This is a genomic window from Streptomyces sp. NPDC001781, from assembly GCF_053596035.1.
This window is the reverse complement of record NZ_JBSFFI010000005.1, coordinates 180,296-202,523: the sequence shown is the minus strand read 5'-3', so window position 1 is coordinate 202,523 and position 22,228 is coordinate 180,296. Positions and strand designations below refer to the sequence as shown.

Below are 22,228 nucleotides of genomic sequence, written 5' to 3'. Positions count from 1 at the left end.
AAGAGGCCCGCGTCCCCCCGGCTCGGGGGGACGCGGGCCTCTCGGCGCGCGGTCAGCCCTTCTTGGCCGACTTCTTCTCCTGGTCGTCGGAGATGACCGCCTCCGCGACCTGCTGCATCGACAGGCGGCGGTCCATCGAGGTCTTCTGGATCCAGCGGAACGCGGCGGGCTCGCTCAGGCCGTACTCCGTCTGGAGGATCGACTTCGCGCGGTCGACCAGCTTGCGGGTCTCCAGGCGCTGGCTGAGGTCGGCGACCTCCTGCTCCAGCTGCTTCAGCTCGGTGAAGCGGGAGACGGCCATCTCGATCGCCGGGACCACGTCGGTCTTGCTGAACGGCTTCACCAGGTACGCCATCGCGCCGGCGTCGCGGGCCCGCTCCACGAGGTCGCGCTGCGAGAAGGCGGTCAGCATCAGGACCGGGGCGATGGACTCCTCGGCGATCTTCTCGGCCGCGGAGATGCCGTCCAGCTTGGGCATCTTCACGTCCAGGATGACCAGGTCCGGCTTGTGCTCACGGGCCAGTTCCACGGCCTGCTCGCCGTCCCCGGCCTCACCGACGACCGTGTAGCCTTCCTCCTCCAGCATCTCCTTGAGGTCGAGCCGGATCAGCGCCTCGTCCTCGGCGATGACGACCCGGGTCGTCAGCGGGGGCACATGCGACTTGTCGTCGTCGGACACGTCTGCGGGCTGGGGCGACTCGGGGGTCGTCACTGGGGCTCTCCGTTCAGGGCAGGGGTGCTGCTGACAAGAGCCTACCTAGCTACGGTATGGTGGACGCGCGGAGGGTCAAGGGACTCCTTGGAATCTGCGAGCCCCGGTAGCCCAATTGGCAGCAGGCAATGGATTCAAAACCCATACAGTGTCGGTTCGAATCCGACTCGGGGCACTTTTCCTTCAATTCGCAGGATTGACCTTTTAAGCGGATGCTCACGTTCTCGTGAACATCCGCTTTTTGCTGCGTGTCGTCGCGATCGGACGCACAAGGTGGCCGTATGTACGACCTCGGCACACGTGAGCGGGCGCTCGCACTGGTGGCCCAAGGCCGCAGCCTCAGCTCTGTCAGTAGGGAAACCGGCATCTCCCGCAGTGCGATTCGATGCTGGCAAACCCGCATAGCACCGCTCCCCCGTATGCGGAGCGATCCGTGTTCACTGTGCGGTCCGACGGGCGAACCACCTGAGGACAAGGCTTCGTACAGCTACCTTCTCGGCCTCTACCTCGGTGACGGCTGCATCAGCCCGGACAGGAAGGCGGGCTACTACCTGCGCATCGCATGCTGCGACAGCTGGCCGGGCCTCATCGACGCATGTGTCACCGCGGTCGAAACCATCAATCCCAGCGGAAAGGCGTGCCGGGTCCAAGCTGTCGGGTACACGTCCGTGGTCGGCTACAGCCGGCATTGGCGCTGCCTCTTCCCCCAGCATGGTCCGGGCAAGAAGCACGAGCGCGCGATCACTCTCGAGCCCTGGCAGCAAGCGCTCGTCGACGCCCACCCCTGGGACTTCGTTCGCGGTCTCATCCACTCCGACGGCTGCCGCATCACCAACTGGACGACGCGGCTGATCGGCGGGGAACGAAGGCGCTATGAGTACCCCAGGTATTTCTTCACCAACATCTCCACCGACATCCGGCGCCTCTTCACCGACACTCTGGACAGACTCGGCGTCGAGTGGACCCAGTGCACGCGCAACGGAAGACCGGTCCACATCTCCGTCGCCCGCAAAGCCTCCGTAGCCCTGATGGACGTGCATGTGGGCCCCAAGTACTGACCGCCTACTTCGGGCTGTCGTCCTCACCGATGTGGTGGACGCGGACCAGGTTGGTGGTGCCGGAAAGGCCCGGCGGGGAGCCGGCGGTGATGACGACGACGTCACCCCTGCTGCAGCGGCCGTAGCGCAGCAGCAGCTCGTCGACCTGTTCGACCATCGCGTCGGTGGAGTCGACGTGGGGGCCGAGGAAGGTCTCGACGCCCCAGGTGAGGCTGAGCTGGGAGCGGGTGGCGGGCTCGGGGGTGAAGGCGAGGACGGGGATGGGTGAGCGGTAGCGGGAGAGGCGGCGGGCGGTGTCGCCGGACTGGGTGAAGGCGACCAGGAAGCGGGCTCCGAGGAAGTCCCCCATCTCGGCGGCCGCCCGTGCGACGGCGCCGCCCTGGGTGCGCGGCTTGTTCCGCTCGGTCAGCGGCGGCAGTCCCTTCGCCAGCATCTCCTCCTCCGCCGCGGCGACGATCTTCGCCATGGTGCAGACGGCCTCGACGGCATGGCGCCCCACGCTGGTCTCGGCGGACAGCATCACCGCGTCCGCCCCGTCGAGGACCGCGTTGGCCACGTCGGAGGCCTCCGCGCGGGTGGGCCGCGCGCTGTCGATCATCGAGTCGAGCATCTGGGTGGCGACGATGACCGGCTTGGCGTTGCGCTTGGCGAGCTTGACGGCGCGTTTCTGCACGATCGGTACCTGCTCCAGCGGCAGCTCCACACCGAGGTCGCCCCGGGCGACCATGAGCCCGTCGAAGGCGTCGACGACGTCCTCGATGTTCTCCACTGCCTGCGGCTTCTCCACCTTGGCGATGACGGGCAGCCGGCGTCCCTCCTCCGCCATGATCCGGTGCACCTCGGCGGCGTCGCGTCCGCTGCGCACGAAGGACAGGGCGACGACGTCGAAGCCGGTGCGCAGCGCCCAGCGCAGGTCGTCCTGGTCCTTCTTGGAGAGGGTGGGGACGGAGACGGCGGCACCGGGGAGATTGAGTCCCTTGTGGTCGGAGACCACTCCGCCCTCCACCACGCGGGTGCGCACCCGGGGGCCGTCGACGGCGGTGACCTCCAGGCAGACCCTGCCGTCGTCGACGAGCACGCGTTCGCCGGGGCGGACGTCCTCCGCGAGGCCGGCGTAGGTGGTTCCGCACCGGTGGCGGTCTCCCTGGACGCCCTCTTCGACGGTGATGGTGAAGGTGTCGTCGCGTTCGAGGAGTACGGGACCTTCGGTGAAGGTGCCGAGCCGGATCTTCGGGCCTTGAAGATCGGCGAGGGTTCCGACGCTGCGGCCGGTCTCGTCGGCGGCCTTGCGGACGCGCTGGTAACGCGCCTCGTGTTCGGTGTGGGTGCCGTGGCTGAGGTTGAACCGGGCGATGTCCATTCCGGCCTCGACCAGTGCCTTGATCTGGTCGTACGAGTCGGTGGCGGGCCCCAGGGTGCAGACGATCTTTGCTCGGCGCATGGGCCGAGCCTATGGCTTACCCGCGGGTAGGGAATTCGGGCTCCATGGCCACTCAATGGCCTTCGGGAAAAGGGTCATTGACAAGTGTTGAATTGTGCGATGACCCGCTCCTATGAGCGAAGTTTTTCGCGCGAGAGTTCTTCCGCCCGGGAAACTCCGTCAAAGCCGGGGCGGTACGAGGGTGAATCGCGCGGTGACCTGGGCGGAGACCCACAGTTGCGCGGGCTGGAGATCGAACGGCTCGGCGGATTCGGCCGGGGCGGCCCGGCGGGCGGAGCGGCCGAAGGCGGAGACGTCGCGTGGGCGGTCGGCACCGGTGTCGGCGAGTTCGGTCAGCGCGGCGAGGGAGGTCCCGAGCGCGTCCGCGTAGGCGCGGGCCCGCTGGAGGGCGTCGGCGACGGCGCGGCGGCGGGCCTCGGCGTGGGCCGGCGAGTCGGGGCGCAGCGACCAGGAGGGGCCGTCCAGCTCGGTCAGCTCCAACTCGGCCAGTCGCGTGACGAGTTCGCCCAGGACGCCGAAGTCGGTGATCTCGGCGTCGATGCGGACGATCCCCTGATGGCTGCGTACCCGCTCGCCCCGGCCTCGTTCGCTGAGTTCGGGGGTGACGCCGAGGGAGCCGGTGGTGAGGTCGGGCACGGCGTCGCCGTAGGACTTGAGGATGTCGAGCGCGGCGGTGTTGCGGCGGCCCAGGTCGTCGAGGGTGGCGCGGCGGTCGCGGCCGCGCGCGGTGACGGTGACGCCGATGCGGGCGATCTCGGCCTCGGTCCGGAACTCGGCCTCGCCCCGGACGGCGAGGAGGGGGGCGTCGGCGGTGCCGTGCGCGGGGTTCGCCTCAGGGGTCATACGTCCCACTCTGTCATGTGTCCGGTGTGGGGACGGGGGGAGTTGACGGAAATCGGTCACCGGATCGCAACCTGGGGGGTCTGTTGCGACCTGTCATGGTCGGGCCACAATCTACGCGCGTTGTAGACCCCTGCCGAGGAGATCTGAGAGATGCCGTTCGACCGCCGGAAGTTCCTGAAGCAGTCCGCCGTCACCGGGGCGGGTGTGGCGATCGCGGGCGGGGCGGGAGCCCCGGCGGCCCAGGCGGCCGAGGCCGCCGGGGTGCGTCGCGGCCACCACGAGAAGCGGTACGCGCTGACCGTGATGGGCACCACCGACCTGCACGGCCACGTCTTCAACTGGGACTACTTCAAGAACGCGGACTACAAGGACGCGGCGGGCAACGCCCTGGGCCTGGCCCGGGTCTCGACGCTGGTCGACCAGGTCCGCGCGGAGAAGGGCCGCCGCAACACCCTGCTGCTGGACGCGGGCGACACCATCCAGGGCACCCCGCTGACGTACTACTACGCCAAGGTGGACCCGATCACCGCCGAGGGCGGACCGGTGCATCCGATGGCGAAGGCGATGAACGCGATCGGGTACGACGCGGCGGCGCTGGGCAACCACGAGTTCAACTACGGCATCGAGACGCTGCGCCGCTTCGAGCACCAGCTCGACTTCCCGCTGCTGGGCGCGAACGCGGTGGACGCGAAGACGCTGAAGCCGGCGTTCGCGCCGTACTACATGAAGCGTTTCCACGTGCCGGGCGCGCCGCCGGTGAAGGTCGCGGTGCTGGGTCTGACCAACCCCGGCATCGCCATCTGGGACAAGGCGTACGTGCAGGGCAAGCTGGCCTTCGAGGGTCTGGAGGAGCAGGCCGCGAAGTGGGTGCCGAGGCTGAGGTCGATGGGCGCGGACATCGTGGTGGTCTCGGCGCACTCGGGCACCTCGGGCACGTCGTCCTACGGTGACCAGGTGCCGTACGTGGAGAACGCGGCGGCGAACGTGGCGCGGCAGGTGCCGGGGATCGACGCGATCCTGGTCGGGCACGCGCACCTGGAGATCCCGGAGCTGCGGGTCGTCAACGAGAAGTCGGGGAAGACGGTCGTGCTGTCGGAGCCGCTGTGCTTCGCGGAGCGGCTGACCCTGTTCGACTTCGAGCTGGTGTTCACGCGGGGCCGCTGGCAGGTGGAGTCGGTGAAGGCGTCCCTCAGGGACTCCCGGACCGTGGCCGACGACCCGAAGATCACCAAGCTGCTCTCCAAGGAGCACGCGAAGGTGGTGGCGTACGTCAACCAGGTGGTGGGCCGGGCGACCGAGACGCTGACCACGGTGGAGGCGCGGTACAAGGACGCCCCGATCATCGACCTGATCACCAAGGTGCAGGAGGACGTGGTCAAGGCCGCGCTGGCGGGCACGGAGTACGCCTCGCTGCCGGTGCTGGCGCAGGCGTCGCCGTTCTCCCGGACGAGCGAGATCCCGGCGGGCGACGTGACCATCCGGGACCTGTCGGGTCTGTACGTGTACGACAACACGCTGGTGGCGAAGCTGATGACGGGCGCCCAGATGCGGGCGTACCTGGAGTTCTCGGCGCAGTACTACGTGCAGACGGCGCCGGGCGCGCCGGTGGACGTGGACAAGCTGACGAACGCGGCGGACCGCCCGGACTACAACTACGACTACGTGTCGGGGCTGTCGTACGACATCGACATCGCGCAGCCCGCGGGGTCGCGGATCAGGAACCTCACCTTCGGCGGGGCTCCGCTGGACGACGCGGCCCAGTTCGTGCTCGCGGTGAACAACTACCGGGCCAACGGCGGCGGCGCGTTCCCGTACGTCGCGTCGGCGAAGGAGCTGTGGTCGGAGTCGACGGAGATCCGGACCCGGATCGCGGAGTGGGTGACCGCGAAGGGTGTGCTGGACCCGAAGGACTTCGCGTCGGTGGACTGGAAGCTGACGCGGAACGGCACGCCGGTGTTCTAGTACGCCGGTCCGGGTGAGGCCCCGGTGACGGTGCGGGCCGCTCCGGTCGCGCCGTCGCCGGGGCTTCGGCGTTGCGGGTGCAGGCCGAAGGTGGTGAAGGCGGTGCGGGCGGGGAGCGGGTACTGCTCCTTGCCGGTCAGGGAGTTGAGGATGGTGGCACTGCGCCAGGCGGCGAGTCCCAGGTCGGGGGCGCCGACGCCGTGGGTGTGCAGTTCGGCGTTCTGGACGTGGACGCGGCCGCTGACGGCGGGGTCGAGGACGAGCCGGAACTCGTCGTCGACGAGGGGGCGTCCGGCGTTGTCGCGGCGCAGGTGGGGGTCGAGTCCGGCGAGGAGGCCGTCGAGGGATCGCGTGCGGTAGCCGGTGGCGAGGACGACGGCGTCGGTGGCGAGGCGGGTGCGGCTGCCCTGGTCGAGGTGTTCCAGGTGGAGTTCGATCTGTCCGGTGCCGAGGCGTCCCGCGGTGCGGACCTGGACGCCGGGGGTGAGGACGGCGTCGGGCCAGCCGCCGTCGAGGGTGTGCCGGTACAGCTCGTCGTGGATGGCGGCGAGGGTGCCGGCGTCGACGCCCTTGTGGAGCTGCCACTGCGCGGCGACGAGCCGGTCGCGGACGGGCTCGGTGAGGGCGTGGAAGTAGCGGGTGTGGTCGGGGGTGAAGTGTTCCAGGCCGAGCTTGGAGTACTCCATGGGCGCGAAGGCGGCGGTGCGGCCGATCCAGTGCAGGTGTTCGCGGCCGGCGGGGCGGTGGCGGAGCAGGTCGAGGAAGACCTCGGCGCCGGACTGGCCGGAGCCGACGACGGTGACGTGTCCGGCGGCGAGCAGCGCCTCGCGGTGGGCGAGGTAGTCGGCGGCGTGCAGGACGGGGACGCCGGGGGCGGCGGCCAGGGGGCGCAGCGGTTCGGGGACGTGGGGGGCGCTGCCGATGCCGACGACGATGTTGCGGGTGCGGGTGCGGCCGAGGGCCTCGGCGTGGCCGTCGGCGTCGAGGCGGGTGAAGTCGACCTCGAACACGTCGCGTCCGGGGTTCCAGCGGACGGCGTCGGCCTGGTGGCGGAAGCGGAGTCCGGGGAGCTGTCCGGCGACCCAGCGGCAGTAGGCGTCGTACTCGGTGCGCTGGATGTGGAAGTGCTCGGCGAAGTAGAAGGGGAAGAGCCGGTCGCGGGTGCGCAGCCAGTTGAGGAAGCTCCACGGGCTGGTGGGGTCGGCGAGGGTCACCAGGTCGGCGAGGAAGGGGACTTGGAGGGTGGCGCCGTCGATGAGGAGGCCGGGGTGCCAGTCGAAGCCGGGGCGCTGTTCGTAGAAGACGGCGTCGAGTTCGGCGAGGGGCGCGGCGAGGGCGGCCAGGGAGAGGTTGCAGGGGCCGATGCCGATGCCGACGAGGTCGCGGGGGGACTCGGGCTCCTGGTGTGGGCGGTGGGGCGGGTGGCTCATGCGGGGGTGTGTCCTTCGGCGAGTTTCAGCAGGTGGGCCAGGTCGTCGGGCCCGGTGTGGGGGTTGAGGAGGGTGGCTTTGAGCCAGAGGCGGCCGTCGGCGTGGGCCCGGCCGAGGACGGCGCGGCCCTCGTGCAGCAGGGTGCGGCGGACGGCGGCGACGGCGGCGTCGTCGGCGTGGGCGGGCCGGAACAGCACGGTGGCGAGGGTGGGGCGGTCGTACAGTTCGAGGCCGGGGTGTGCCTCGACGCGGTCGGCGAGGTCCCGGGCGAGGGTGAGGACCCGGTCGATGAGGTCGGCGAGGCCGGTGCGGCCGAGGGTGCGCAGGGTGACCGCGGCTTTGAGGACGTCGGGGCGGCGGGTGGTGCGGGTGGAGCGGCCGAGGAGGTCGGGGAGGCCGGCCTCGGTGTCGTCGCCCGCGTTGAGGTAGCCGGCGTGTTGGTGGAGGGCGTCGAGCGCGGTGGGGTCGGCGACGGCGAGGAATCCGGTGGCGACGGGCTGCCAGCCGAGTTTGTGCAGGTCCAGGGCGACGGTGTCGGCGGCGTCGAGCCCGGTGAGCAGGGCGCGGTGGCGGTCGCTGAGGGCGAGGCAGCCGCCGTAGGCCGCGTCGACGTGCAGCCGGACGCGGTGGGCGGCGCAGCGGGCGGCGATCTCGGGGAGCGGGTCGATGAGCCCGGCGTCGGTGGTGCCGGCGGTGGCGGCGACGAGGAGGGGACCGGTCAGCTCGGTGAGGGCGGCGTCCAGCGTGGCGGGGTCCAGTGTGCCGCCCGGCGCGGGGAGGACGACGGGGTCGGGCAGGCCGAGCAGCCAGGCGGCGCGGGGCAGGGAGTGGTGGGCGGTGGCGGAGCAGACCAGCCGGATGTGGGCGCCGTGGGCCTCGCGGGCGAGCAGCAGGGCGAGCTGGTTGGCCTCGGTGCCGCCGGTGGTGACGACGGCGTCGGCGAGGCCGAGGCGGGCGGCGAGGGCGCGGGTGACGCGGGCTTCGAGGGCGGAGGCGGCGGGCGCCTGGTCCCAGGAGTCCAGGGAGGGGTTGAGCGCGCTGACGGCAAGGTCGGCGGCGGTGGCGACGGCGAGCGGCGGGCAGTGCAGGTGGGCGGCGCAGAGCGGGTCGGCGGGGTCGGCGGCGCCCGCGGCGAGGGCGTGGGTGAGGGCGCGCAGGGCGTCGGGGTCGCCGTGTTCGGGGAGTACGTCGCCGAGGGCGTCGCCGACGCGGGCGGCGACGGCGTCGGGCCCGCCTGCGGGCAGGGGGCCGCCGCGGGCGGCCGCACCGGTGGTGAGGGCGCCGAGGACGGTGTCCAGGAGCGGGCGCAGGGCGTCCGGGCCGTGGGGTCCTGAGGCGAGGGGCGGGGTGCTCATGGGCTCTCCTGCGGGGCGGGGACACGCGCCGGCGCTGAGGTTCGGGAGCCGGGTGTCCGCGCTGCACAACGAGCGGGAGCGGGAAATGGGTACTGCCGTACGGGGAGAACGCGTTGGAGCTGCGTCCGGGCGGCACTACCGTCGCCGGGATGAGCGGTACGTGGATGGTGGAGCTTCCCGGTGAGCGGGTGCTGCTGCGCGAGCCGGGCCCGGCCGACGAGGCGGCGCTGCTGCGGCTGTTCGAGGAGTGCGAGGACTGGTTCACGGCTGCGACGGGGCTGCCGTCGGCGCCGGGCGATGTGCAGAGCCTGTACTACGCGCTGCCCGAGGGCGCGGACCCCGGCGACAAGGTGCTGCTCCTGGTGGAGCGCGACGGCGAGGTCGCGGGCCTGGTGGACGCGGTGCGGGACTGGCCGGAGGCGGGCGCGGTGGCGGTGGGCCTGTTCCTGCTGGCTCCGTGGGCGCGGGGCCGGGGTCTGGGCCGGGCGGTGGCCAGGACGCTGCTGGAGCGGGGCGCGTGGCGGGTCACGGCGACGGTGCCGGCCGGGTGGAAGGCGGGTGAGCGGTTCCTGGAGGGGCTCGGCTTCACCCTTCGGGGGCCGAGGGGCGCGCTGCGCCGGGCGGAGTGGCTGAGGGGGTCCTGAGCCACGCGGCCCGGCGCTCGGGGGTTACTCCCCGCGCACCCGCAACGCCCTTTCCAGGTCGTCGAGTTCGTCGGTGAGCCGGCGGCGCAGCGCGGGCACGGGGTCGGCGTCGCGCAGGCACGCCCGCCCCAGCTCCAGGTTCCGGGCGTCGACGGCGTGGTGCGGGAAGGCCCAGGCACCGGCGGCGGCGGCGATGGCGGGCCCGCGCCGGGCGGACACCGCGACCGCCTCGTCGTAGTAGCGGGGTAGGTACTCACCGACGAGGTCGGCCTGTTCGGGCTGCCAGAAGCCCTGGGCGGTGGCCTTGAAGAGGTAGTTGGAGAGGTCGTCGGTGGCGAACATGGCCTCCCAGGCCCGCCGCTTGGCCTCCGCGTCGGGCAGCGCGGCGCGGCAGCGGGCGGCGCCTTCCTTCCCGTTGGCGGAGGGGTCGCGCTCCAGTTCGGCGGCGATGGCGGCCTCGTCGGTGGCGCCGAGCACGGCGAGCCGGCCCAGGATGCGCCAGCGAAGCTCGGGGTCGAGTTCGGGCCCGCCGGGCACGGTGCCGTCGGCGAGCCAGGCGGCGACGGTGTCGGGCTGGGCGGCGACGTCGATGAAGTGCCTTACGGCGACCAGGCGCAGGCCGGGGTTGTCACCGTCCTCGGTGCGGCGCAGCAGGTCGCGGCAGAGGGAGCGGAGGGTGGCGAGGGCAGCGGGCCGCTCCTCGGGGGTGAGGTAGCGGTCGGCGACGTGGGTTCCGGCGAAGGCCAGGACGCCCTCGACGAGGGCGAGGTCGGTCTCCAGCGGCAGGTGGGCGCGGGCGGTCTCCAGGTAGGCGGTGGGCGGGAGTTCGCCGTCGCGCACCGCGTCGCGCAGGGCGTTCCAGACGACGGCGCGGGTGAGCGGGTCGGGCAGGCCGGAGAGGCTGGTGCGCAGGGTCTGGAAGGACTCGGGGTCGAAGCGGATCTTGGCGTAGGTGAGGTCGCCGTCGTTGAGGAGGAGCAGCGCGGGCCGCTTGCCGAGCGGCTGGGGCGCCGTCTGGGGTATGTCCAGGTCGACGCGCTCGCGCAGGACGAGGCGGCGCTCCTCGGTGAGGTCGTGGTCGTAGAGGCCGGCGGTGACGCGGTGCGGACGGCTGCCGTCGTGCTCGACGGCCAGGGTGCACACGCCGTCCGCGGTGCTGGGGCGGGGGGTGAGTTTGTCGACGCCGGTGGTGCGCAGCCAGGCGTCGGCCCAGGCGGGTACGTCGCGTTCGGTGGCGGAGGCGAGGGAGTCGATGAAGTCGGCGAGGGTGGCGTTGCCGAACCGGTGCCGTGCGAAGTGGACGTTGATGCCGGCCAGGAAGTCCTTCTCGCCGAGCCAGGCGACGAGCTGGCGCAGGGCGGAGGCGCCCTTGGCGTAGGAGATGCCGTCGAAGTTGAGCAGCGCGGCGGCGGTGTCGTCGACGGACTCGGGGGCGACGGGGTGGGTGGAGGGGCGCTGGTCGGCGTCGTAGCCCCAGGACTTGCGGGTGACGCCGAACTCGACCCAGGACTGGGTGAAGCGGGTGGCCTCCAGGGTGGTCTGGTAGCCCATGTACTCGGCGAAGGACTCGTTCAGCCAGATGTCGTCCCACCACTTGAGGGTGACGAGGTCGCCGAACCACATGTGGGCCATCTCGTGTGCGACGACCATGGCGCGGGTCTGCCGCTCGGTGTCGGTGACGGCGGAGCGGAAGACGAAGTCGTCGCGGAAGGTGACGAGGCCGGGGTTCTCCATGGCGCCGGCGTTGAACTCGGGGACGAACGCCTGGTCGTAGGAGTCGAACGGGTAGGGCTCCTCGAACTTCTCGTGGTAGCGGTCGTAGAGGGCGCGGGTGATGTCCAGGATCTCGTCGGCGTCGGCGTCGAGGTAAGGGGCGAGCGAGCGGCGGCAGTGGATGCCGAAGGGCAGGCCGCGGTGCTCGGTGCGTACGGAGTGCCAGGGGCCGGCGGCGACGGCGACGAGGTAGGTGGAGATCAGCGGAGTGGTGGCGGCGCGCCAGCGGCCCTCGCCGAGATGCTCGGTGATGCCGTTGGCGAGCACCTGCCAGCCCTCGGGGGCGGTGACGGTCACGTCGAAGACGGACTTGAGGTCGGGCTGGTCGAAGGCGGCGAAGACGCGCTGGACGTCGTCGAGGAAGAGCTGGGTGTAGACGTACGTCTCGCCGTCGGTGGGGTCGGTGAAGCGGTGCATGCCCTCGCCGGTGCGGGAGTAGCGCATGACCGCGTCGACGGTGAGTTCGTGCTCGCCCGCGGTGAGGTTCTTCAGCGGCAGCCGGTTGCCGTCGAGGGTGGCGCTCTGCAGGGGCTGTCCGTCGAGGGTGACGGCGCGCAGCTCGGCGGGCTTCAGCTCGACGAAGGTGTCCCCGTCCGCGCGCGCGGTGAACCGGACCGCGGTGCGGGAGCCGAAGGTCTCGTCACCGGTGGTGAGGTCGAGATCGACGGTGTAGCGGTGGACGTCGAGGAACTCTGCTCGGGCTTGCGCTTCGTCGCGCGTCAGTACGGACATGGGGGCCATGCTGCCCGATCGCCCCCGGCGGCGGACAGGGGCGGTTCGGTAGGCGGCTTATGTCCGGTCCCGCGCCGGGCGTGCGCGGGTCAGGGGCGGGTGTGGGCGGAGTCCTCGGCGATGCGCTCGTGGTGCCGGATCACCTCGGCGACGATGAAGTTCAGGAACTTCTCGGCGAAGGCGGGGTCGAGGCGGGCGTCCTCGGCGAGGCTGCGCAGCCGCTCGATCTGGCGGGCCTCACGGCCGGGGTCGGCGGGCGGCAGGTGGTGGCGGGCCTTGAGACGGCCGACCTGCTGGGTGGCCTTGAAGCGTTCGGCCAGCATGTGGACGACGGCCGCGTCGATGTTGTCGATGCTGGCCCGCAGCCGCTCCAGTTCCTCGCGGGCCTCGGGGTCGACGTCACCGGTGCCGGTGTTGCTGATGGTCATGGGCGTCAACCCTAGGCCCTCGCCGCACTCCCGTCGTCCGCCCCGGGGGCCGGCGCCGGACGGCAGGGCCTTCAGGGGCGCGGGCGGCGTGCGGTGGGCGGTTCTACAGTGGGAGGGGTGTTCCGGGCGACCTTCGGGGGTGCGGGCGTGGCGGCAGGCGGACCGGTGGAGCACGGCTTCCCGCATCTGGAGACGGTGCGGTCGGCGGTCACGGCGCTGTACCGGCGGCTGTCGGAGGACGGCCTGCGGACCTTCGCGGCGAGCGTGGCCCCGGCCGACGTGGCCTTCGGGGACGAGGACGACCTGCATCTGGGCGCGCAGCGGGTGGCGCGGGAGCTGGTGCGGCACTTCCGGCTGCCGGACGCGCGGCTGGTCGTCTGCTTCCGGGAGATGAGGCACGCCGCCGACGTGGAACTGGCGGCGGGCCCGGAGTACTTCGTGGAGCTGAACGACCGTTTCCGTACCCACCGGCGGGACATCGGCGCGGCCCTCGCCCATGAGGTGGCCCATGTGTATCTGCACCGGCTGGACCTGGCGTTCCCGTCGACCGCGGAGAACGAGATCCTCACCGACACGGCGACCGCGTATCTCGGCGCGGGCTGGCTGCTGCTGGACGCCTACCGCGAGCACGGCGAGGCGTCGCAGAAGCTCGGCTATCTCACCCCGGAGGAGTTCGGCTACGTCCTGGCGAAGCGGGCGGCGGTGTTCGGGGAGGACCCGGCGGTGTGGTTCACCAGCCCGCAGGCGTACACGGCGTACGTCGCGGGCCGGGACCGGGCACGGGCGGACGAGCGGCGGGCGCCGCTCGCCGGGGCGGGCTGGGCGGCGCGGCGGCGCTACGCCCACGACCGGCGTGACACCGCCCGGCACGGCACCGGCCGGCCCCGTCCGGGCGCCCTCTACGAGTTCGCCCCGGACGGGGCGGGGCTGAAGGTCTCCTTCCCGTGCCCGGTGTGCCACCAGCGCATCCGGGTGCCGGTGAGGGGCCGGGTCAGGGCCCGCTGCGGGCTGTGCCGGACGGTGCTGGACTGCGACACCTAGGGGGTGTCTCCCCGAGCCGTGCCGGGTCGGGTTCAGTCGGGGAGGCGGTCCAGCAGCCAGGTGCCGAGTTCCTCGGTGACCGCCGTGTGCGGGGTCGTGGTGGAGGACCAGACGAAGTCGTCGGCCTCGCTCTCGTCCGGGGCGAGGTCCTCCAGGTTCGCGTAGAGGTCCTTGTGCTGGTCCAGGTCGCGCAGGGCGGCCGCGCTGACCGTGGGTACGAAGCAGATCTCCTCGTGCCGCAGATCGACCTGGGCGCCGGCCTGCCTCAGGGCGTCGGCGAGGATGCCGTAGGAGCGCAGGGTGCCGCCGGGAGCACCGTCCGTCTCGGGGAGGTCGCCAACGGTGATCGTCTTCTCGGACGCGGGGAAGCGGCGCTTCAGCTCGGCCACGGTGACCTCGCGGCCCTGCGCCTGGGCGTAGAAGACGGTGCCCGGGTAGACGCGCTCCGACTTCAGCACCGCCTCGCCGGGCGGGACGGCGGTGCCGGTGCCGTCGCCGCGGCCGTTGGCGAGGGCGAGGACGCGCGGGACGCGCGGCCAGCCGCCGACGTCGTCCAGGCGCCGGAGGAGCTCGCGGCGCTCGGGGGCGATGCCGTTCTGGCCGGTCATCGCGTCGTAGTGCCGCCAGAGCATCTGGCGGGCGGCCGGGCTGTTCACCTGCCGGGCGAAGTCGTTGGGCACCGGGATGAAGTGCGCGAACGCCTGGAGGCCGATGGGGATGTACGCGCCGCGGTGCGGGGTGTCCCAGGAGAAGTACACGCCGGTCCGGTGGTCCACGCGCTCGTGCTCCATCCGGGCGAGCGCGTAGCGGCTGACCAGGCCGCCCGTGCTGAAGCCGCCCACGGTGAGGCGGGCGTCTCCGAGCTGTTCGGCGAGGGTCCGCATCACGGCCTCGGTCACGGTCCGGGCGTTGTCCAGGACCGAGGCGCTGCGCTCGTCGAAGCCGACCAGGATGACGTCGCGGCCACGGCGGCGCAGTTCGGTCAGGAGGGGGAAGTCGCCGTCGAGGCCCGCGTGGAACCGGGCGAGGTCGCTCCTGCCGAGGTCGAAGCCGTCGGCCATGACCACCGGGCGGACGATGCCCTGGTTGCGCTCGCCGTAGTGGACGTGGGCGTGACCGCCCCGGAGTGTCCACTTCTCGTCGGGCTCGGGGGCGGTGTGCCGGGCCGGGGATGCGCTGGTCAGCGGGCCGCTGAGGGTGAACTCCCCGACGCCGCGCTCCGCCTGCTCGATCTGCTCGGCCAAGGCCGGCTCCTTCCGGACCGCGCACGGCGCATCAGCCCGTCAAACGCGGGCTGGGGGGCTGCGGTTGGCGCGGCGCTCCGGGCCATCATCAGCACGCCTGCGCGGCCCGCGGAACGTCCCTCGCCGGTGGGTTCATCCGCACGAGTGCGGAGCGGGCCGGGCGGTGACGCGGCGTCGGGAAATCGGTTGATCACAGCCGCCGGTGCGGTGATCCTTCGACGATCCGATATTTTGTTCGCCGCCGTCCCCACCGGCCCACCTTCGACACCCCTTTCCTCCGAGGAGCCGGCCGTGACCGCCGAGTCCGCTGTTACCACGTGCTTCCGCCATCCCAGGGTGGAGTCGCACGTCCGCTGCACCCGCTGCGACCGTTACATCTGCCCGGACTGCATGCGCGAGGCGTCGGTCGGCCACCAGTGCGTGGAGTGCGTGCGGGAGGGCGCGCGCTCGGTGCGGCAGGCGCGGACCGCGTTCGGCGGCCGGATCAGTACGTTTCCGCTGGTCACCTGGGTGCTGGTGGCGCTGAACGTGCTCGCCTACCTCGCGGAGCTGGCCCGGCCCTCGCTCGTGGACCGGTTCGGGATGCTGGGCGCGGGGCTGGCGGGCCCGGACGGCGGCCACTACCTGTGGCAGTACCCGTACGACGCGGTGCTGACCCCGGAGGGGGTGGCGGGCGGGCAGTGGGAGAGGCTGCTGACCGGCGCGTTCCTGCACCTGCCGCCGGACGACGGGATCGGCGTCGTGCACATCGTGCTGAACATGGTGGCGCTGGTGAACGTCGGCCGGGTGGTGGAGACCCAGCTCGGCCGGGCCCGCTACCTCGCGCTGTACCTTCTCTCGGCGCTCGGCGGCTCGGTCCTGGTCCTGCTGATCGCACCGGACGTGCCGACGGTGGGCGCCTCCGGCGCGGTGTTCGGCCTGGGCGCCGCTTACTGGGTGATGGGGCGCCGGCTCGGCTACGACATGCGGTCGGTCAACCAGTACATGACGGGCCTGCTGATCTGGCTGGTGATCTCGGCCTTCGCGACCTCCTGGCAGGGCCACCTGGGCGGCCTGCTCGCGGGCGCCGTGGTGACCCTCGCCTTCGCCTGCGCCCCGCGCGGCGAGCGCCTCACGCTGATCCAGTGGGCCGCCTGCGCGGGCCTGCTGGTCCTGCTGCTGGGGCTGGCGGCGGTGAGGGTGGCCACGCTGACCGGCGGCACCCACTGAGAAGGCGGCGGCGCCTGCCCGGGCGTCCGGTCGGGGACTGTCGGGCAGGCGCCGTCTGATGTTCCGTACGCCGTTGTACGGCACACCGGGTGTGGGGTGTCAGACCGCCAGGGCGCGGTCGGTGGGGCGGATCGGGGCGGGCAGGTCGCTCGCCCCCGTGAGGTGGCGGTCCACCCCGCGGGCCGCGGAACGGCCCTCGGCGATGGCCCACACGATCAGGGACTGGCCCCGGCCCGCGTCACCGGCGACGAAGACACCGGGGACGTTGGTCTGGAAGTCGGCGTCGCGGGCGATGTTGCCCCGCTCGTCCAGCTCCAGGCCGAACTGGTCGACCAGGCCGTTCTCCCGGTCGGTGCCGGTGAAGCCCATGGCCAGCGTGACGAGCTGGGCCGGGATCTTCCGTTCGCTGCCCGGCTTCGGGGTCGGCCTGCCGTCGACGAACTCGACCTCGGCCAGGTGCAGCGCCTGGACGTTGCCGTCCTCGTCGCCCTCGAAGTGGGTGGTGGAGACGGCGTAGACCCGCTCGCCGCCCTCCTCGTGGGCGCTGGTGACCTTGTAGAGCATGGGGAAGGTCGGCCAGGGCTGGTCCAGCGGGTGCCGCGCGTCGTTCGGGCGGGGCATGATCTCCAGCTGGGTGACGGAGGCCGCTCCCTGGCGGTGGGCGGTGCCCACGCAGTCGGCGCCGGTGTCGCCGCCGCCGATGACCACGACGTGCTTGCCCTCGGCCGTGATCGGCGGGGCGACGAAGTCGCCCTCCTGGACCTTGTTGGACAGCGGCAGGTACTCCATCGCCTGGTGGATGCCGTTCAGCTCCCGTCCGGGGACGGGGAGATCGCGGGCGGTGGTGGAACCGGCGGCGATGACGACCGCGTCGTACCGCTTCCTCAGGTCGCCGGCCTTGAGGTCGCGGCCGATCTCCACGCCGGTGCGGAACCGGGTGCCCTCCGCGCGCATCTGCTCGATGCGGCGGTTGATGTGCCGCTTCTCCATCTTGAACTCGGGGATGCCGTACCGCAGCAGACCGCCGACGCGGTCGGCGCGCTCGTACACCGCGACCGTGTGGCCGGCGCGGGTGAGCTGCTGGGCGGCGGCGAGCCCGGCCGGTCCCGAGCCGACGACCGCGACCGTCTTGCCGGACAGGCGCTCGGGGATGCGCGGGGCCACGTCCCCGGTCTCCCACGCCTGGTCGATGATCGAGACCTCGACGTTCTTGATGGTGACCGGCTGCTGGTTGATGCCCAGCACACAGGCCGACTCACAGGGCGCGGGGCACAGCCGCCCGGTGAACTCGGGGAAGTTGTTGGTCGCGTGCAGCCGCTCGGAGGCGGCCGCCCAGTCCTGCCGGTAGGCGTAGTCGTTCCACTCCGGGATCAGGTTCCCGAGCGGACAGCCGTTGTGGCAGAACGGGATGCCGCAGTCCATGCACCGGCTGGCCTGCTTGCTGATGATCGGCAGCAGGGCGCCGGGGACGTAGACCTCGTTCCAGTCCTTGACGCGCTCGTCGACGGGGCGGGTCCGGGCGACCTCGCGGCCGTGGTTGAGAAAGCCCTTGGGATCAGCCATTGGTCGCCGCCTCCATCATCTTCTCGGTGATCTCGGTCTCGGAGAGACCGGCTCGCTCGGCGGCGTCCTTGGCGGCGAGCACTGCCTTGTACGTGCTGGGGATGATCCTGCTGAAGCGCTCCACGGACCGGTCCCAGTCCGCGAGGAGCTTCTCGGCGACCGTGGACCCGGTCTCCTCGGCATGGCGGCGCACCACGTCGTGCAGCCAGGTCCGGTCGGCGTCGTCCAGCGGCTCGACCGCGTCCGCGTTGCCCGCGTTGACGTTGTCCGGGTCGAGGTCGATGACGTACGCGATGCCGCCGGACATGCCCGCCGCGAAGTTGCGGCCGGTCGGGCCGAGGACGACCGCGTGCCCGCCGGTCATGTACTCGCAGCCGTGGTCGCCGACGCCCTCGGAGACCACCAGGGCCCCGGAGTTGCGGACGCAGAACCGCTCGCCGGTACGGCCGCGCAGGAACAGCTCGCCGCCGGTGGCGCCGTAGCCGATGGTGTTGCCCGCGATGGTGGAGTACTCGGCGAGGTGGTCGGCCGCCCGGTCGGGGCGGACCACGATCCGGCCGCCGGAGAGGCCCTTGCCGACGTAGTCGTTGGCGTCGCCCTCCAGGCGGAGCGTGACCCCGCGCGGCAGGAAGGCGCCGAAGGACTGGCCGGCCGAGCCGGTGAAGGTGATGTCGATGGTGTCGTCGGGCAGGCCCGCGCCGCCGAACTTCCGCGTCACCTCGTGGCCGAGCATGGTGCCGACCGTGCGGTTGATGTTGCGGATGGCGACCTGGGCGCGCACCGGGTGCGCCTCGGTGGCGTCGGTGGCGGCCAGCGCGTCGGAGGCGAGCCGGATCAGCTCGTTGTCGAGCGCCTTCTCCAGCCCGTGGTCCTGCGGCACGACCTGGTGGCGGACCGCGCCCTCGGCCAGCTCGGGCACGTGGAACAGCGGCTCCAGGTCCAGGCCCTGGGCCTTCCAGTGGCCGACCGCGCGCTCCACGTCGAGCACCTCGGCGTGGCCGACGGCCTCCTCGATGGAGCGGAAGCCCAGCTCGGCGAGGAGTTCGCGGACCTCTTCGGCGATGAACCGGAAGAAGTTGACGATGTACTCGGCCTTGCCCTCGAAGCGCTCGCGCAGCACCGGGTTCTGGGTGGCGATGCCGACCGGGCAGGTGTCCAGGTGGCAGACGCGCATCATCACGCAGCCGGAGACCACCAGGGGCGCGGTGGCGAAACCGAACTCCTCGGCGCCGAGGAGCGCGGCGATGACCACGTCCCGGCCGGTCTTGAGCTGGCCGTCGGTCTGGACAACGATCCGGTCCCGGAGCCCGTTGAGCAGCAGGGTCTGCTGGGTCTCGGCGAGGCCCAGCTCCCAGGGGCCGCCCGCGTGCTTGAGCGAGGTGAGCGGGGAGGCGCCGGTGCCGCCGTCGTGGCCGGAGACCAGCACCACGTCGGCGTGCGCCTTGGACACGCCGGCCGCGACCGTGCCGACGCCGACCTCGGAGACCAGCTTCACGTGGATGCGGGCCGAGGGGTTGGCGTTCTTCAGGTCGTGGATGAGCTGGGCGAGGTCCTCGATGGAGTAGATGTCGTGGTGCGGCGGGGGCGAGATCAGGCCGACGCCGGGCGTGGAGTGCCGGGTCCTGGCCACCCACGGGTACACCTTGTGGCCGGGGAGCTGGCCGCCCTCGCCGGGCTTGGCGCCCTGGGCCATCTTGATCTGGATGTCGTCGGCGTTGACCAGGTACTCGGAGGTGACGCCGAAGCGGCCGGAGGCGACCTGCTTGATGGCGCTGCGCCGGGCCGGGTCGTACAGCCGCTCCGGGTCCTCGCCGCCCTCACCGGTGTTGGACTTGCCGCCGAGCTGGTTCATGGCGATGGCGAGCGTCTCGTGCGCCTCCTGGGAGATGGAGCCGTACGACATGGCGCCGGTGGAGAAGCGCTTGACGATCTCCGAGACCGGCTCGACCTCGTCCACCGGGACGGGGGCGCGCCCGGAGTCGAAGCCGAACAGGCCGCGCAGCGTCATCAGGCGCTCGGACTGCTCGTTCACCCGGTCGGTGTACTGCTTGAAGATGTCGAAGCGGCCGGAGCGGGTGGAGTGCTGGAGGCGGAAGACCGTCTCCGGGTCGAACAGGTGCGGCTCGCCCTCGCGGCGCCACTGGTACTCGCCGCCGATGTCGAGCGTGCGGTGCGCGGGCGCGATTCCGCTGGCCGGGTAGGCCTTGGCGTGGCGGGCGGCGACCTCCTGGGCGATGACGTCGATGCCGACGCCGCCGATCTTCGTGGTGGTGCCGTCGAAGTACCTGGCCACGAAGGCGTCGTCCAGGCCGACGGCCTCGAAGACCTGCGCGCCCCGGTAGGAGGCGACGGTGGAGATGCCCATCTTGGACATCACCTTCAGCACGCCCTTGCCGAGGGCGTGGATGAGGTTGCGGATGGCCTGTTCGGGCTCCATGCCGGGCAGGAAGGTGCCCGCGCGGACCAGGTCCTCGACGGACTCCATCGCCAGGTACGGGTTGACCGCGGCGGCGCCGTAGCCGATCAGCAGGGCGATGTGGTGCACCTCGCGCACGTCACCGGCCTCGACCAGCAGGCCGACGTGGGTGCGCTCCTTGGTGCGGATGAGGTGGTGGTGGACGGCCGCGGTGAGCAGCAGCGACGGGATCGGGGCGTGCTCGGCGTCGGAGTGCCGGTCGGAGAGCACGATCAGCCGGGCGCCGTTGTCGATGGCGGCGTCCGCCTCGGCGCAGATCTCGTCGATGCGCGCGGCGAGCGAGTCGCCGCCGCCGGAGACCCGGTACAGGCCGGAGAGGGTGGCGGCCTTGAAGCCGGGCATGTCGCCGTCGGCGTTGATGTGGATGAGCTTGGCCAGCTCGTCGTTGTCGATCACCGGGAAGGGCAGCACGACGGAACGGCAGGAGGCCGCGCCGGGGTCGAGCAGGTTGCCCTGGGGGCCCAGCGAGGAGCGCAGGGAGGTGACGAGTTCCTCGCGGATGGCGTCCAGCGGCGGGTTGGTGACCTGGGCGAAGAGCTGGGTGAAGTAGTCGAACAGCAGCCGGGGGCGCTCGGAGAGGGCCGCGATGGGGCTGTCGGTGCCCATGGAGCCGATGGGTTCGGCGCCGGACTTGGCCATCGGGGCGAGGATGACGCGCAGCTCCTCCTCGGTGTAGCCGAAGGTCTGCTGGCGGCGGGTGACGGAGGCGTGGGTGTGCACGATGTGCTCGCGCTCGGGCAGGTCGCCCAGCTCGATCTCGCCGGCCTCGAGCCACTCGGCGTAGGGGTGCTCGGTGGCGAGGGACGCCTTGATCTCGTCGTCCTCGATGATGCGGCGCTCGGCGGTGTCCACGAGGAACATGCGGCCGGGCTGCAGGCGGCCCTTGCGGACGACCTTGGCGGGGTCGATGTCGAGGACGCCGACCTCGGAGCCGAGGACGACCAGGCCGTCGTCGGTGACCCAGTAGCGGCCGGGGCGCAGGCCGTTGCGGTCGAGCACGGCGCCGACCTGGGTGCCGTCGGTGAAGGTGACGCAGGCGGGGCCGTCCCAGGGCTCCATCATCGTGGAGTGGAACTGGTAGAAGGCCCGGCGGTCGGCGTCCTTCACGTTCATGGTGGCGTGGTTCTCCCACGCCTCCGGGATCATCATCAGCACCGCGTGGGGCAGCGAGCGCCCGCCGAGGTGGAGCAGTTCCAGCACTTCGTCGAAGGACGCCGAGTCGGAGGCGTCCGGCGTACAGACCGGGAAGGTGCGCGCGAGGTTGTCCTCGGTGCCGAACAGGTCCGAGGCGAGCTGGGACTCGCGGGCGCGCATCCAGTTGCGGTTGCCCTTGACGGTGTTGATCTCGCCGTTGTGGGCGACGAAGCGGTACGGGTGAGCCAGCGGCCACGACGGGAAGGTGTTCGTGGAGAAGCGGGAGTGCACCAGCGCGATCGCGGAGGCGAACCGGCGGTCGGACAGGTCCGGGAAGAAGGGTTCGAGCTGGCCGGTGGTCAGCATGCCCTTGTAGACGATCGTCCGGGCGGACAGGGAGGGGAAGTAGACCCCGGCCTCCCGCTCGGCGCGCTTGCGCACGACGAACGCCTTGCGGTCCAGCGCGATGCCCTCGCTGACGCCGTCGGCGACGAAGAGCTGACGGAAGGCGGGCATCGTCGAGCGGGCGGTCGCGCCGAGCAGTTCGGGGGCGACCGGGACCTCGCGCCAGCCGAGGACGGTGAGGCCCTCCTCGGAGGCGATCGTCTCGATCCGTGAGACGAATCCGTCGGTGTCGTCCTCGGGCAGGAAGGCGGTGCCCACGGCGTAGAAGCCGGCGGCAGGCAGGTCGAGTCCGGCCACCTCGCGGAAGAACGCGTCGGGCACCTGGGAGAGGATGCCGGCGCCGTCACCGGAGTCGGGCTCGGAGCCGGTCGCGCCGCGGTGTTCGAGATTGCGCAGGACGGTCAGCGCCTGCTCGACCAGAGCGTGGCTCGCCTCACCGGTGAGCGTGGCCACGAAGCCGACGCCGCAGGCGTCGTGCTCGTCGCGGGGGTCGTACATGCCCTGCGCGGCAGGGCGGGCATCCATGAAGGACCAGGCGCGGTCGGTCACGGAATGCGGGGACGGCTGGCGCGTCGTACGCATCGGCTCTCCCGTCGTCGTCAGTGGCGTGTGGCAGGTGCCGAGGGACGACGTTGGCCCTCTGCTGGTGCAAAATTTCGTGCAGGTTACATGATGGAACGCCTGTCGGGAACGGGATACTCCGTTCCACCATGCGGACGCCACAGGAGGCGCGGCGGGGTGCCGTGGGGTACGGCGGGCGCCGCTCGGGGCGGCGGGA

At 71.9% G+C, this 22,228-nt stretch carries 15 protein-coding genes and 1 tRNA gene; 6 read left to right on the top strand and 10 right to left on the bottom strand.

The features are described 5' to 3' along the window. Positions 1-52: 52 nt before the first annotated feature. Positions 53-712 (bottom strand): ANTAR domain-containing response regulator, encoded by a 660-nt coding sequence (locus ACWCV3_RS06900; RefSeq protein WP_135790517.1) that lies wholly within the window; start codon positions 710-712, stop codon positions 53-55. Positions 713-812: 100 nt separating this feature from the next. On the opposite strand from ACWCV3_RS06900, the gene ACWCV3_RS06895 reads away from it, so the two are divergent. Continuing rightward, positions 813-887: transfer RNA gene (locus tag ACWCV3_RS06895), tRNA-Leu, on the top strand. 106 nt (positions 888-993) lie between these two features. Then, on the top strand, positions 994-1,770 hold the full coding sequence (locus tag ACWCV3_RS06890) for a transcriptional regulator (protein ID WP_451219478.1): 777 nt from the start codon (positions 994-996) through the stop codon (positions 1,768-1,770). Between the two features lie 4 nt (positions 1,771-1,774). Here ACWCV3_RS06890 and pyk read toward each other — a convergent pair whose 3' ends face one another. After that, positions 1,775-3,211, bottom strand: coding sequence for a pyruvate kinase (gene pyk / locus ACWCV3_RS06885; protein ID WP_451219475.1), 1,437 nt, complete (start codon positions 3,209-3,211; stop codon positions 1,775-1,777). Between the two features lie 159 nt (positions 3,212-3,370). Further along, positions 3,371-4,054, bottom strand: coding sequence for an SIMPL domain-containing protein (locus ACWCV3_RS06880; protein WP_451219472.1), 684 nt, complete (start codon positions 4,052-4,054; stop codon positions 3,371-3,373). Between the two features lie 150 nt (positions 4,055-4,204). On the opposite strand from ACWCV3_RS06880, the gene ACWCV3_RS06875 reads away from it, so the two are divergent. Next, positions 4,205-6,016: a bifunctional metallophosphatase/5'-nucleotidase gene (locus ACWCV3_RS06875; protein ID WP_451219469.1), complete on the top strand. Its 1,812-nt coding sequence runs from the start codon at positions 4,205-4,207 to the stop codon at positions 6,014-6,016. Here the strand turns inward: ACWCV3_RS06875 and ACWCV3_RS06870 are convergent. Next, entirely contained in the window at positions 6,013-7,446 is a 1,434-nt protein-coding gene (locus ACWCV3_RS06870; protein WP_451219466.1) for a lysine N(6)-hydroxylase/L-ornithine N(5)-oxygenase family protein, read from the bottom strand. The genes ACWCV3_RS06875 and ACWCV3_RS06870 overlap by 4 nt on opposite strands. Then, positions 7,443-8,801 carry a pyridoxal phosphate-dependent decarboxylase family protein gene (locus tag ACWCV3_RS06865; protein WP_451219463.1) on the bottom strand — a complete coding sequence of 453 codons (1,359 nt, stop codon included), beginning with the start codon at positions 8,799-8,801 and terminating at the stop codon, positions 7,443-7,445. The genes ACWCV3_RS06870 and ACWCV3_RS06865 overlap by 4 nt, the downstream gene beginning before the upstream one ends. A gap of 149 nt (positions 8,802-8,950) precedes the next feature. Between ACWCV3_RS06865 and ACWCV3_RS06860 the strand changes: the two genes are divergently transcribed. After that, positions 8,951-9,445 (top strand): GNAT family N-acetyltransferase, encoded by a 495-nt coding sequence (locus ACWCV3_RS06860; RefSeq protein ID WP_451219460.1) that lies wholly within the window; start codon positions 8,951-8,953, stop codon positions 9,443-9,445. A gap of 24 nt (positions 9,446-9,469) precedes the next feature. On the opposite strand, the gene pepN is transcribed toward ACWCV3_RS06860, so the two are convergent. Continuing rightward, positions 9,470-11,950, bottom strand: coding sequence for an aminopeptidase N (pepN, locus tag ACWCV3_RS06855; RefSeq protein WP_451219457.1), 2,481 nt, complete (start codon positions 11,948-11,950; stop codon positions 9,470-9,472). 89 nt (positions 11,951-12,039) lie between these two features. After that, a complete protein-coding gene (locus ACWCV3_RS06850; RefSeq protein WP_031182885.1) occupies positions 12,040-12,378 on the bottom strand; it encodes a chorismate mutase in 339 nt (112 codons plus the stop codon). 147 nt (positions 12,379-12,525) lie between these two features. Here ACWCV3_RS06850 and ACWCV3_RS06845 point away from each other — a divergent pair, with 147 nt between their 5' ends. Then, positions 12,526-13,419 carry a hypothetical protein gene (locus tag ACWCV3_RS06845; RefSeq protein WP_451219677.1) on the top strand — a complete coding sequence of 298 codons (894 nt, stop codon included), beginning with the start codon at positions 12,526-12,528 and terminating at the stop codon, positions 13,417-13,419. 32 nt (positions 13,420-13,451) lie between these two features. On the opposite strand, the gene ACWCV3_RS06840 is transcribed toward ACWCV3_RS06845, so the two are convergent. Then, on the bottom strand, positions 13,452-14,663 hold the full coding sequence (locus ACWCV3_RS06840; protein ID WP_451219454.1) for an esterase/lipase family protein: 1,212 nt from the start codon (positions 14,661-14,663) through the stop codon (positions 13,452-13,454). Positions 14,664-14,954: 291 nt separating this feature from the next. Between ACWCV3_RS06840 and ACWCV3_RS06835 the strand changes: the two genes are divergently transcribed. Next, the gene (locus ACWCV3_RS06835; RefSeq protein WP_451219451.1) at positions 14,955-15,872 is read left to right on the top strand and encodes a rhomboid family intramembrane serine protease; all 918 of its coding nucleotides are present in this window, start codon (positions 14,955-14,957) and stop codon (positions 15,870-15,872) included. 99 nt (positions 15,873-15,971) lie between these two features. Here the strand turns inward: ACWCV3_RS06835 and ACWCV3_RS06830 are convergent, their stop codons facing one another. Together ACWCV3_RS06830 and gltB are read right to left on the bottom strand one after the other, a co-directional pair. Further along, the gene (locus tag ACWCV3_RS06830) at positions 15,972-17,435 is read right to left on the bottom strand and encodes a glutamate synthase subunit beta (RefSeq protein WP_451219448.1); all 1,464 of its coding nucleotides are present in this window, start codon (positions 17,433-17,435) and stop codon (positions 15,972-15,974) included. Continuing rightward, the gene (gene gltB / locus ACWCV3_RS06825; protein WP_451219445.1) at positions 17,428-22,032 is read right to left on the bottom strand and encodes a glutamate synthase large subunit; all 4,605 of its coding nucleotides are present in this window, start codon (positions 22,030-22,032) and stop codon (positions 17,428-17,430) included. Before gltB ends, ACWCV3_RS06830 begins: the two co-directional genes overlap by 8 nt. Between the last annotated feature and the right edge of the window lie 196 nt (positions 22,033-22,228).